General features: G+C 56.9%; 7 protein-coding genes, 2 tRNA genes and 3 rRNA genes. 4 read left to right on the plus strand and 8 right to left on the minus strand.

The features are described 5' to 3' along the window. Positions 1-12: 12 nt before the first annotated feature. The 6 genes from queD to PSTAB_RS10975 form a co-directional block, all read right to left on the minus strand. Positions 13-369 (minus strand): 6-carboxytetrahydropterin synthase QueD, encoded by a 357-nt coding sequence (gene queD / locus PSTAB_RS10950; protein WP_026006452.1) that lies wholly within the window; start codon positions 367-369, stop codon positions 13-15. Between the two features lie 215 nt (positions 370-584). Further along, positions 585-700: ribosomal RNA gene (rrf, locus tag PSTAB_RS10955) — 5S ribosomal RNA — on the minus strand. A 134-nt stretch (positions 701-834) separates the two neighbouring features. After that, positions 835-3,725 (minus strand): 23S ribosomal RNA (locus PSTAB_RS10960). A gap of 254 nt (positions 3,726-3,979) precedes the next feature. Then, positions 3,980-4,055 (minus strand) — tRNA-Ala (locus tag PSTAB_RS10965). A gap of 6 nt (positions 4,056-4,061) precedes the next feature. Then, positions 4,062-4,138, minus strand: a tRNA-Ile gene (locus tag PSTAB_RS10970). Between the two features lie 91 nt (positions 4,139-4,229). After that, positions 4,230-5,766: ribosomal RNA gene (locus PSTAB_RS10975) — 16S ribosomal RNA — on the minus strand. The 16S, 23S and 5S rRNA genes sit together here with 2 tRNA genes alongside, the layout of an rRNA operon. 712 nt (positions 5,767-6,478) lie before the next feature. Here PSTAB_RS10975 and PSTAB_RS10980 point away from each other — a divergent pair. From PSTAB_RS10980 to PSTAB_RS10995, 4 genes are all read left to right on the plus strand, one after another. Then, positions 6,479-7,816, plus strand: coding sequence for a TRZ/ATZ family hydrolase (locus tag PSTAB_RS10980; protein ID WP_080564976.1), 1,338 nt, complete (start codon positions 6,479-6,481; stop codon positions 7,814-7,816). A 128-nt stretch (positions 7,817-7,944) separates the two neighbouring features. Then, on the plus strand, positions 7,945-8,643 hold the full coding sequence (gene ubiG / locus PSTAB_RS10985; protein ID WP_011913443.1) for a bifunctional 2-polyprenyl-6-hydroxyphenol methylase/3-demethylubiquinol 3-O-methyltransferase UbiG: 699 nt from the start codon (positions 7,945-7,947) through the stop codon (positions 8,641-8,643). Further along, positions 8,643-9,314 (plus strand): N-acetylmuramic acid 6-phosphate phosphatase MupP, encoded by a 672-nt coding sequence (gene mupP, locus PSTAB_RS10990; protein WP_011913444.1) that lies wholly within the window; start codon positions 8,643-8,645, stop codon positions 9,312-9,314. The genes ubiG and mupP overlap by 1 nt, the downstream gene beginning before the upstream one ends. Positions 9,315-9,398: 84 nt before the next feature. Continuing rightward, complete coding sequence (locus tag PSTAB_RS10995; protein WP_011913445.1) at positions 9,399-10,139, plus strand: YciK family oxidoreductase; 741 nt, start codon at positions 9,399-9,401, stop codon at positions 10,137-10,139. 44 nt (positions 10,140-10,183) lie between these two features. Here PSTAB_RS10995 and rluB read toward each other — a convergent pair whose 3' ends face one another. Next, the gene (gene rluB / locus PSTAB_RS11000) at positions 10,184-11,311 is read right to left on the minus strand and encodes a 23S rRNA pseudouridine(2605) synthase RluB (RefSeq protein WP_013982956.1); all 1,128 of its coding nucleotides are present in this window, start codon (positions 11,309-11,311) and stop codon (positions 10,184-10,186) included. A 104-nt stretch (positions 11,312-11,415) separates the two neighbouring features. Next, the gene (locus PSTAB_RS11005; RefSeq protein ID WP_013982957.1) at positions 11,416-12,060 is read right to left on the minus strand and encodes a bifunctional 4-hydroxy-2-oxoglutarate aldolase/2-dehydro-3-deoxy-phosphogluconate aldolase; all 645 of its coding nucleotides are present in this window, start codon (positions 12,058-12,060) and stop codon (positions 11,416-11,418) included. Between the last annotated feature and the right edge of the window lie 10 nt (positions 12,061-12,070).

Raw genomic sequence — 12,070 nt, forward strand, 5'->3', positions numbered from 1 at the left:
CCAACGCGATGATCACTCACCACGGTATTCACAACCGCTTGTGCAGGTCTCGTGAATGCGGACGCGGGAAAGCTCTGGAAGCAGCGGCTTCAGCTCGTTCCAGATCCATTTCGCCAGGTTCTCGCTGGTGGGGTTTTCCAGACCGGGAATGTCGTTCAGATAGTTGTGGTCCAAACGCTCGTAGAGCGGTTTGAAGATGGATTTCAGCTCACCGAAATCCCGAATCCAACCAGTATGTGGATCCACTGGCCCACTTATATACAAGGCAACACGGAAGGAGTGGCCATGCAGCCGCCCGCATTTGTGTCCTTGCGGTACGTGCGGCAAACGGTGCGCCGACTCGAATGTGAATTCTTTGAATATTTCCACTGTATGCACTCGTGATCTGATCGCGACGAAGCGCGCAATTTTACGCGTTTTGCCCGCGTGATTCATGCACAGAGGCTGCTACGCAGGGCAATCACCGCCAAAGGGAGCAGCTGCGGTAATTTGTCGGCACCAAAAAATCGGTGATCCTGCAGCCTTTCCGCGCCCCAAAAGCAAACCCCCGACCCGCTTACGCGGATCGGGGGTTTGGTGTAGGAGCTTGACGATGACCTACTCTCACATGGGGAAACCCCACACTACCATCGGCGATGCATCGTTTCACTTCTGAGTTCGGAATGGGATCAGGTGGTTCCAACGCTCTATAGTCGTCAAGCAATTCGGTTGCTGCCTCGGGGTTTAGCCGCTGCAGCGAATTGGGTATGTGATCGAATCGGTATTGCGTGTTCGTGCAGATTTTCGGTCTGTTTGTCGACTTACCGTCTAACAGCCAAATTGTTTGGGTGTTATATGGTCAAGCCTCACGGGCAATTAGTATTGGTTAGCTCAACGCCTCACAGCGCTTACACACCCAACCTATCAACGTCGTAGTCTTCGACGGCCCTTTAGGGAGCTCAAGGCTCCAGTGAGATCTCATCTTGAGGCAAGTTTCCCGCTTAGATGCTTTCAGCGGTTATCTCTTCCGAACGTAGCTACCCGGCAATGCCACTGGCGTGACAACCGGAACACCAGAGGTTCGTCCACTCCGGTCCTCTCGTACTAGGAGCAGCCCCTCTCAAATCTCAAACGTCCACGGCAGATAGGGACCGAACTGTCTCACGACGTTCTAAACCCAGCTCGCGTACCACTTTAAATGGCGAACAGCCATACCCTTGGGACCGGCTTCAGCCCCAGGATGTGATGAGCCGACATCGAGGTGCCAAACACCGCCGTCGATATGAACTCTTGGGCGGTATCAGCCTGTTATCCCCGGAGTACCTTTTATCCGTTGAGCGATGGCCCTTCCATACAGAACCACCGGATCACTAAGACCTACTTTCGTACCTGCTCGACGTGTCTGTCTCGCAGTCAAGCGCGCTTTTGCCTTTATACTCTGCGACCGATTTCCGACCGGTCTGAGCGCACCTTCGTACTCCTCCGTTACTCTTTAGGAGGAGACCGCCCCAGTCAAACTACCCACCATACACTGTCCTCGATCCGGATAACGGACCAGAGTTAGAACCTCAAGGTTGCCAGGGTGGTATTTCAAGGATGGCTCCACGCGAACTGGCGTCCACGCTTCAAAGCCTCCCACCTATCCTACACAAGCAAGCTCAAAGTCCAGTGCAAAGCTATAGTAAAGGTTCACGGGGTCTTTCCGTCTAGCCGCGGATACACTGCATCTTCACAGCGATTTCAATTTCACTGAGTCTCGGGTGGAGACAGCGCCGCCATCGTTACGCCATTCGTGCAGGTCGGAACTTACCCGACAAGGAATTTCGCTACCTTAGGACCGTTATAGTTACGGCCGCCGTTTACCGGGGCTTCGATCAAGAGCTTCGCTTGCGCTAACCCCATCAATTAACCTTCCGGCACCGGGCAGGCGTCACACCCTATACGTCCACTTTCGTGTTTGCAGAGTGCTGTGTTTTTAATAAACAGTCGCAGCGGCCTGGTATCTTCGACCGGCATGGGCTTACGTAGTAAATACTTCACCCTCACCGGCGCACCTTCTCCCGAAGTTACGGTGCCATTTTGCCTAGTTCCTTCACCCGAGTTCTCTCAAGCGCCTTGGTATTCTCTACCCAACCACCTGTGTCGGTTTGGGGTACGGTTCCTAGTTACCTGAAGCTTAGAGGCTTTTCCTGGAAGCATGGCATCAACCACTTCGCTTTCTAAAAGAAAGCTCGTCATCAGCTCTCGGCATTAAGACCCCGGATTTACCTAAGATCTCTGCCTACCACCTTAAACAAGGACAACCAACGCCTTGCTGGCCTAGCTTTCTCCGTCCCCCCATCGCAGTAACTAGAAGTACGGGAATATTAACCCGTTTCCCATCGACTACGCTCTTCAGCCTCGCCTTAGGGACCGACTCACCCTGCGTCGATTAACGTTGCGCAGGAACCCTTGGTCTTTCGGCGTGCGAGTTTTTCACTCGCATTGTCGTTACTCATGTCAGCATTCGCACTTCTGATACCTCCAGCGAGCTTCTCAACTCACCTTCACAGGCTTACAGAACGCTCCTCTACCGCTCAACTTGCGTTGAACCCGTAGCTTCGGTGCATGGTTTGAGCCCCGTTACATCTTCCGCGCAGGCCGACTCGACTAGTGAGCTATTACGCTTTCTTTAAAGGATGGCTGCTTCTAAGCCAACCTCCTAGCTGTCTAAGCCTTCCCACATCGTTTCCCACTTAACCATGACTTTGGGACCTTAGCTGACGGTCTGGGTTGTTTCCCTTTTCACGACGGACGTTAGCACCCGCCGTGTGTCTCCCGTGCTGACACTTGCTGGTATTCGGAGTTTGCATCGGTTTGGTAAGTCGGGATGACCCCCTAGCCGAAACAGTGCTCTACCCCCAGCAGTGATACACGAGGCGCTACCTAAATAGCTTTCGAGGAGAACCAGCTATCTCCGAGCTTGATTAGCCTTTCACTCCGATCCACAGGTCATCCGCTAACTTTTCAACGGTAGTCGGTTCGGTCCTCCAGTCAGTGTTACCTAACCTTCAACCTGCCCATGGATAGATCGCCCGGTTTCGGGTCTATTCCCAGCGACTAGACGCCCTATTAAGACTCGCTTTCGCTACGCCTCCCCTATTCGGTTAAGCTCGCCACTGAAAATAAGTCGCTGACCCATTATACAAAAGGTACGCAGTCACCTAACAAAGTAGGCTCCCACTGCTTGTACGCATACGGTTTCAGGTTCTATTTCACTCCCCTCTCCGGGGTTCTTTTCGCCTTTCCCTCACGGTACTGGTTCACTATCGGTCAGTCAGTAGTATTTAGCCTTGGAGGATGGTCCCCCCATGTTCAGACAAAGTTTCTCGTGCTCCGTCCTACTCGATTTCACTTCTAAGATCCTTTCGCGTACAGGGCTATCACCCACTATGGCCGCACTTTCCAGAGCGTTCCGCTAAAATCAAAGAAGCTTAAGGGCTAGTCCCCGTTCGCTCGCCACTACTAAGGGAATCTCGGTTGATTTCTTTTCCTCAGGGTACTTAGATGTTTCAGTTCCCCTGGTTCGCCTCACACACCTATGTATTCAGTGTGTGATAACCATCTTATGATGGCTGGGTTCCCCCATTCAGACATCTCCGGATCAAAGTCTGTTTGCCGACTCCCCGAAGCTTTTCGCAGGCTACCACGTCTTTCATCGCCTCTGACTGCCAAGGCATCCACCGTATGCGCTTCTTCACTTGACCATATAACCCCAAGCAATCTGGTTACTGTCTATAACGTGAAGACGACATTCGCCGAAAATTTGCATAGAGAACACGCAAATTTTACCTTGACGCGACATGCTGCCAGTGAAAGCAACACATCGGTCTACTTCTATCACATACCCAAATTTTTAAAGAACAGTTCTGGCGCAAAGTCCAGAAATCAATGTTCAACCCAGGCAATCAACCTCATCCTGGTAAACACTCATTTCTGAGCTTTCGGCGACTAGAGTTAATGGTGGAGCCAAGCGGGATCGAACCGCTGACCTCCTGCGTGCAAAGCAGGCGCTCTCCCAGCTGAGCTATGGCCCCTTCGATTGGTGGGTCTGGGCAGATTCGAACTGCCGACCTCACCCTTATCAGGGGTGCGCTCTAACCAACTGAGCTACAGACCCAATCGTTACTCTCGGGTCTAAACCCAATCGCCTTTCGCAAGTGAATCAAGCAATTCGTGTGGGAGCTTATGACGAAGCCGGTGTCTTCGATTAAGGAGGTGATCCAGCCGCAGGTTCCCCTACGGCTACCTTGTTACGACTTCACCCCAGTCATGAATCACTCCGTGGTAACCGTCCCCCCGAAGGTTAGACTAGCTACTTCTGGAGCAACCCACTCCCATGGTGTGACGGGCGGTGTGTACAAGGCCCGGGAACGTATTCACCGTGACATTCTGATTCACGATTACTAGCGATTCCGACTTCACGCAGTCGAGTTGCAGACTGCGATCCGGACTACGATCGGTTTTATGGGATTAGCTCCACCTCGCGGCTTGGCAACCCTTTGTACCGACCATTGTAGCACGTGTGTAGCCCAGGCCGTAAGGGCCATGATGACTTGACGTCATCCCCACCTTCCTCCGGTTTGTCACCGGCAGTCTCCTTAGAGTGCCCACCTTAACGTGCTGGTAACTAAGGACAAGGGTTGCGCTCGTTACGGGACTTAACCCAACATCTCACGACACGAGCTGACGACAGCCATGCAGCACCTGTGTCAGAGTTCCCGAAGGCACCAATCCATCTCTGGAAAGTTCTCTGCATGTCAAGGCCTGGTAAGGTTCTTCGCGTTGCTTCGAATTAAACCACATGCTCCACCGCTTGTGCGGGCCCCCGTCAATTCATTTGAGTTTTAACCTTGCGGCCGTACTCCCCAGGCGGTCGACTTAATGCGTTAGCTGCGCCACTAAGATCACAAGGATCCCAACGGCTAGTCGACATCGTTTACGGCGTGGACTACCAGGGTATCTAATCCTGTTTGCTCCCCACGCTTTCGCACCTCAGTGTCAGTATTAGCCCAGGTGGTCGCCTTCGCCACTGGTGTTCCTTCCTATATCTACGCATTTCACCGCTACACAGGAAATTCCACCACCCTCTGCCATACTCTAGCTCGCCAGTTTTGGATGCAGTTCCCAGGTTGAGCCCGGGGCTTTCACATCCAACTTAACGAACCACCTACGCGCGCTTTACGCCCAGTAATTCCGATTAACGCTTGCACCCTTCGTATTACCGCGGCTGCTGGCACGAAGTTAGCCGGTGCTTATTCTGTTGGTAACGTCAAAACAGCAAGGTATTAACTTACTGCCCTTCCTCCCAACTTAAAGTGCTTTACAATCCGAAGACCTTCTTCACACACGCGGCATGGCTGGATCAGGCTTTCGCCCATTGTCCAATATTCCCCACTGCTGCCTCCCGTAGGAGTCTGGACCGTGTCTCAGTTCCAGTGTGACTGATCATCCTCTCAGACCAGTTACGGATCGTCGCCTTGGTGAGCCTTTACCTCACCAACTAGCTAATCCGACCTAGGCTCATCTGATAGCGTGAGGTCCGAAGATCCCCCACTTTCTCCCGTAGGACGTATGCGGTATTAGCGTTCCTTTCGAAACGTTGTCCCCCACTACCAGGCAGATTCCTAGGCATTACTCACCCGTCCGCCGCTGAATCATGGAGCAAGCTCCACTCATCCGCTCGACTTGCATGTGTTAGGCCTGCCGCCAGCGTTCAATCTGAGCCATGATCAAACTCTTCAGTTCAATACTGCTTGGGTTTTGAGAAAACCCTAAACTTGGCTCAGCAATCGCAAATCTCTTTACTAGAAAGAGTAACTCTCGAATAAACGAGTGTTGCTTTGTGATGCTGATAATCTTGCGACTACCAGTCTTACATTCACAAGCACCCACACGAATTGCTTGATTCAGTTGTTAAAGAGCGTTTCGATCAAGCCTTTCGTCTCAACCGAGGCCGCGCATCCTACAGCAGCCTTTCTTACTGTCAAGCTGTTTTTCGAAAATCTCTTTTCTACTCAACCGCTTGCCGCCTCGATCAATCTGCATCTCTCGTCAGCGGGAGGCGAATCATACAGCGTCCAAAACCGCTGTCAACCACCTCTTTCAACCGCTTTCGATCGATCCGACCGAAGCCACCAACAGGACTCAACCGCCACCCTGTCAGCGCAGCGCATTCTACTCGAATCCGCCACCAGTGCAACCCTTTTATTTAGCTAACCTTTTGATTTACAAAAGGTTTTGCTTGAGGACTGCGCCGGAAGTGGTGCGCATTATAGGCACCTGAAAACAGCCGTCAACCGTTTATTTCGGTTTTCATCCATGCCATTTGCCCTATCTCTATATATAGAGGGAGTGCAGCGCTACCGGGACGCCTGCTGCAACCTGCGTTACGGCTTCCTTCAATCCAGCGTCCCCAGCCATTACACTAGTCGACCTTCTCATCCAGTCACGGCTCCCCATGTCCCGGCAAAGCCTCACTCCGCTAGATCTGCTTCTATTTCCGACCTGGCTGGTTCCGGTCGAGCCAGCGGGAGTAGTGCTCAAGGGGCATGGATTGGGCATCCGTGATGGACGCATCGTACTCATCGCACCGCGTGAGGAAGCACTCAAGCATCCGGCGCAGGAAAAGCTCGAACTCGAAGGAATGATGTTGGCTCCCGGCCTGATCAATACTCACGGACACGCGGCGATGACGCTGTTTCGCGGGCTGGCCGATGATTTACCGCTGCAACGCTGGCTGCGCGACCATATCTGGCCGGCCGAAGCACGCTGGGTCGACGACGACTTCGTGCGCTGCGGTACCGAACTGGCCATTGCCGAGCAGCTCAAAGGCGGCATCACCTGCTTCTCTGACATGTATTTCCACCCCGCTGTGGTAAGCGAACTGGTACATAAGCATGGTGTACGAGCACAGATTGCCGTCCCTGTGCTCGATTTCCCCGTACCCGGCGCACGCGACGCGGACGAGGCGCTACGCAATGGCGTGGCATTGTTCGACGATCTCAAGCATCACCCGCGTATCTCGATCGCATTCGGGCCTCACGCGCCTTATTCGGTTGCGGATGACAAACTCGAAAACATCAGAATCCTGGTCGCCGAGATGGACGCCTGCATTCATATGCACGTCCATGAAACCGCGCACGAAATTCAGGAGGCGCTGCACAAGCATGGCGAACGGCCCTTGGCCAGGCTCGCGCGACTCCAGTTGCTCGGCCCTCGGTTCCAGGCTGTGCATATGACCCAGGTCGACGAAGAAGACATCGCGTTGCTCACCGAGCATAACTGCAGTGTCATTCATTGCCCCGAATCGAACTTGAAGCTCGCCAGCGGTTTCTGTCCTGTAGAGCGCCTGTGGGAAGCCGGAGTCAATGTTGCCATTGGCACCGATGGCGCCGCGAGCAACAACGATCTGGACCTGCTTGGCGAAACCCGTACCGCCGCGTTGCTGGCCAAGGCGGTCGCCGGTTCAGCGACCGCCCTGGATGCACATCGCGCATTGCGCATGGCTACGCTCAATGGTGCACGGGCGTTGGGGATCGATGATCACACCGGCTCGCTGGAGATCGGAAAATTCGCCGACCTGGTCGCCGTCGATCTCTCCGGTTTGGCTCAGCAACCAATATACGATCCGGTTTCTCAGCTGATCTATTCCACAGGGCGAGACGCCGTCCGGCATGTCTGGGTAGGAGGAAAACAGTTGTTGAACAACGGCAAGCTGACCCGGATGGACGAGCAGCGTGTCATCGCGAATGCCCGCCAATGGGGCGCCCGGATTGCCAGCACGGACAGCCAGTGACGAAGGCGAGTAGATATGCAGGACCCCCGCGACCGAATGACCTATGCGCCCTCGCCGCTATCCGAAGCTGGCAACATGAGCGATTGCAGCTCAAGCTTCTTCTTCAAGCTTTATAAACGGACCAGACCATGAGCAACGTCGACCACGCTGAAATCGCCAAATTCGAAGCCCTTGCACATCGCTGGTGGGATCGCGAGAGTGAGTTCAAGCCACTGCATGAGATCAATCCATTACGGGTCAATTGGATAGACGAGCACATCTCTCTGGCCGGAAAGAAAGTCATCGACATCGGCTGCGGTGGCGGCATCCTGAGCGAGGCCATGGCGCAGCGTGGCGCTCAGGTGACTGGCATCGACATGGGCGAGGCTCCGCTGTCGGTTGCACGCCTGCACCTTCTCGAATCCGGACTCGAAATCGATTATCGGCAGATCACCGCCGAAGCCATGGCCGCAGAGGCACCGGAGCAGTTCGACGTGGTCACCTGTCTCGAGATGCTCGAACACGTACCGGACCCGGCCTCGGTCATCCGGGCCTGCGCCACACTGGTCAAACCGGGCGGCCAGGTGTTCTTCTCCACCATCAACCGCAACCCGAAAGCCTACGCGTTCGCCATCATCGGCGCGGAGTATGTGTTGCAGCTGCTTCCGCGCGGCACACATGACTTCAAGAAATTCATCCGTCCTTCCGAGCTCGGCGCCTGGAGCCGTGATGCCGGCTTGGCCGTGAAGGACATCATCGGCCTTACCTACAACCCGCTGACCAAGCACTACAAGCTGTCGGCGGACGTCGACGTCAACTACATGGTCCAGACCGTCAAGGAGTCCTGATGCGCCTGCGCGCTGTTCTGTTCGACATGGACGGTACCCTGCTCGATACCGCTCCCGATTTCATCGCCGTGGCGCAGGCCATGCGGATTGCGCGCGGCCTGGAGCCTGTGCCGGATCAACAGATTCGTGACGTGGTGTCCGGTGGTGCCAGAGCCATGGTGCTCGGCGCCTTCGATGTGGACCCCATGTCGGAAGAGTTCGAAGCATTGCGCCTGGAGTTTCTTGCGCGCTACCAGGAGCATTGCGCCGTGCATAGCCGCCTCTACGACGGCATGGCGGAACTGCTGGACGAAATCGAGCGATCCAACCTGCGCTGGGGTGTGGTAACCAACAAGCCGCTGCGTTTCGCCGAACCGATCATGCAGCAGCTGGGCCTGGCGTCCCGCTCTGCCGTGCTGGTCTGTCCTGATCACGTCGCCAATAGCAAGCCCGACCCCGAGCCGATGATCCTCGCGTGCAAACAGCTCGACCTTGATCCTTCTGCGGTCCTGTTCGTCGGTGATGACCTGCGCGACATCGAATCGGGACGAGCGGCGGGCAGCAGGACGGCCGCGGTGCGCTATGGCTATATCCATCCGCAAGACAACCCGAGCAATTGGGGCGCGGACGTAGTGGTGGATCACCCGCTGGATCTGCGCCAGGTCCTGGACAGCGCCCTGTGCAGTTGCTGAAACAGCCATAGGGTCACCACCACAGCATCATCACTCGGCAGTAATTGCCGAAGCACCCATCACTTTCGATTTACGAGGCATCCGATGTTCGAGTATTCCGCCCGCCCCGACCTGCTCGCAGGGCGCATCATCCTGGTCACCGGCGCTGGCCGGGGCATCGGTGAAGCTGCTGCCAAGGCCTACGCGGCCCACGGAGCTACCGTGCTGTTACTGGGCAAGAATGAAGACAATCTGAATCGGGTGTACGACGAAATCGAAGCAGCAGGCCATCCGCGCCCCGCTGTCATCCCGTTCAACCTGGAGACAGCCCTGCCGCATCAGTACGACGAGCTGGCAGCCATGATCGAGCGGGAATTCGGACACCTGGACGGATTGCTGCACAACGCTGCGATCGTTGGCCCTCGCACGCCCATCGAGCAGTTGTCCGGCGACAATTTCATGCGAGTCATGCAGATCAACGTGAATGCCATGTTCATGCTGACCAGCACCTTGCTACCGCTGCTCAAGCTCTCCAAAGACGCCTCGGTGATCTTCACCTCCAGCAGCGTCGGACGCAAAGGCCGCGCCTACTGGGGTGCCTACGCCGTATCGAAGTTCGCCACGGAAGGACTGATGCAGGTTCTGGCCGACGAGCTGGACGATACCGCGCCGGTGCGTGCCAACAGCATCAACCCGGGCGCTACTCGGACCGACATGCGCGCCAAGGCGTACCCGGGCGAGAACCCGCTCGTCAATCCATTGCCGGAAGAAATCATGCCGGTCTATCTGTACCTGATGGGTCCGGATAGCGCCGGCATCAACGGCCAGGCGCTAGACGCGCAATGAAGTCCGCGCAGCGCAGTCATTCACTGCGCTGCGCTGCAGACCGGTCAGGGACGCTTGCTACGCTCGCGCCCGAAGCCGGGCCGCTGACCTTCTCCGGCCGGCTTCCTCGCCGGACCCGATGAACGCCCGCCGCCTTCGTGGCGCTTGCCGCCCTTGCGGGTATCCCCCGGACGCTCGGCGACCGGCGTACCACGCGGCTTTTCGCTGCCTCGCGGCTTGCGCTCGCTCTTGTCATCTCGTGCCGCACGCGGTTTATCCGCTACAGGCATGTCGGCTTCGTGGGCAGGACGAAGTACACGTGACCGCCGCTCGCCTCGCCCCAGTGGCTTGGCCACCTTGCGCTGCATGCGGTCGATCTTCTCCTTCGTCTTGGCCTTCATGCTCGGCAAGGCGACCGGCTTTAGGCCAACCTCCTCGCTGAGAATGTCCACCTCGGCTTGCGACATCTCGCGCCAGCGCCCCATCGGCAAGTCGGACGTCATGAACACCGGCCCGAAACGGACACGCTTCAGCCGGCTGACGACCAGCCCCTGGGATTCCCAGAGCCGACGAACCTCACGGTTGCGGCCTTCCATGACCACGCAGTGATACCAGTGGTTGAAGCCTTCGCCACCAGGCGCTTCCTGGATATCGGTGAAGCGCGCCGGACCGTCCTCCAGCATCACCCCGGTCTTCAGCCGCTCGATCATCTCGTCGTCGACCTCGCCGCGCACACGTACCGCGTATTCCCGGTCCATTTCGTACGAGGGGTGCATCAGGCGATTGGCCAGCTCACCATCAGTGGTGAACAGCAGCAGCCCCGTCGTGTTGATATCGAGCCGGCCGATATTGATCCAGCGGCCTTCTTTGGGACGTGGCAGGCGATCGAACACCGTAGGGCGGCCTTCGGGGTCGTTGCGGGTGCAGATCTCGCCGTCGGGCTTGTTGTAGATCAGCACACGCCGCACCACCTGGCTGGTTTCTTCGCGCTTGAGCAGGCGGCCATCGACCGCTATGGCGTCATGGGAATCGACACGCTGGCCGAGTGTGGCAACCGCGCCATTGACCTTGACGCGGCCCTCGACGATCCACTTTTCGACGTCGCGACGCGACGCGATGCCCAGACGGGCAAGGACTTTTTGCAACTTTTCGCCGTGCGTGGCGTGGATCGTGGTTTCTTCGTGCTCGGTCATCTGGGCACCTCCCGGTGTGGCAATCCGATTGAAAGGGCGCGAATCATACGCGGATCATGCCGGCAGCGCACCTTGCGCCAGTCGGACGGCGGCGCCAGTCCGACCTAGGGCAAAGCGGCCAGGGCCTCCGCGGTACGCTGCTGGATGCCCGCCCAGTCGCCGCGCTCCAGCGTTGCGCTGTCGATCATCCAGGTACCGCCGACACACATGACGTTAGCCAGCGCCAGGTACTGGGCTGCGTTGGCAGCGCTCACCCCACCGGTCGGGCAGAACCGAACGTCCCCGAACGGTCCGCCGAGGGCCTTGAGCGCGGCGATGCCGCCACACACCTCGGCCGGGAACAGTTTGAAGCGCCGATAACCCAGCGCGTAGCCTTCCATGACGTCGGACGCACTGCTCGCGCCCGGTAGCAAGGGTACCGAGCAGCTCACCCCGGCTTCGAGGATGTCGCGGGTAGAGCCCGGCGTGACGATGAACTGGGCGCCGGCCGCCTCCACTTCGTCCATCATGCGCCGGTCGAGGACGGTTCCGGCGCCGATGCAGAGGTCCGGTCGCTCCTGGCGCAACCGCTGAATAGCGGTCAGACCATGACGCGAGCGCAAGGTAATCTCCAGAGTACGCAGGCCACCCGCCGACAAGACATCGGCGAGCGGCAGGATCTGCTCTTCGCTGCCAATGGTGATGACCGGCAGAATCCGCGCCGCGACGCAAATCTGTTCGATCAGGGCATTCTTCTGGTCCATGGTCATGCAGGAGTCC

The organism is Stutzerimonas stutzeri, from assembly GCF_000219605.1.
Classification (GTDB): Bacteria; Pseudomonadota; Gammaproteobacteria; order Pseudomonadales; family Pseudomonadaceae; genus Stutzerimonas; species Stutzerimonas stutzeri.

Bases quoted from the DNA above. Each gene is read 5' to 3' on its own strand.
- PSTAB_RS10980 (WP_080564976.1), top strand. From the start codon at position 6,479: ATGTCCCGGCAAAGCCTCACTCCGCTAGATCTGCTTCTATTTCCGACC.
- ubiG (WP_011913443.1), top strand. From the start codon at position 7,945: ATGAGCAACGTCGACCACGCTGAAATCGCCAAATTCGAAGCCCTTGCA.
- mupP (WP_011913444.1), top strand. From the start codon at position 8,643: ATGCGCCTGCGCGCTGTTCTGTTCGACATGGACGGTACCCTGCTCGAT.
- PSTAB_RS10995 (WP_011913445.1), top strand. From the start codon at position 9,399: ATGTTCGAGTATTCCGCCCGCCCCGACCTGCTCGCAGGGCGCATCATC.
- rluB (WP_013982956.1), bottom strand. From the start codon at position 11,311: ATGACCGAGCACGAAGAAACCACGATCCACGCCACGCACGGCGAAAAG.
- PSTAB_RS11005 (WP_013982957.1), bottom strand. From the start codon at position 12,060: ATGACCATGGACCAGAAGAATGCCCTGATCGAACAGATTTGCGTCGCG.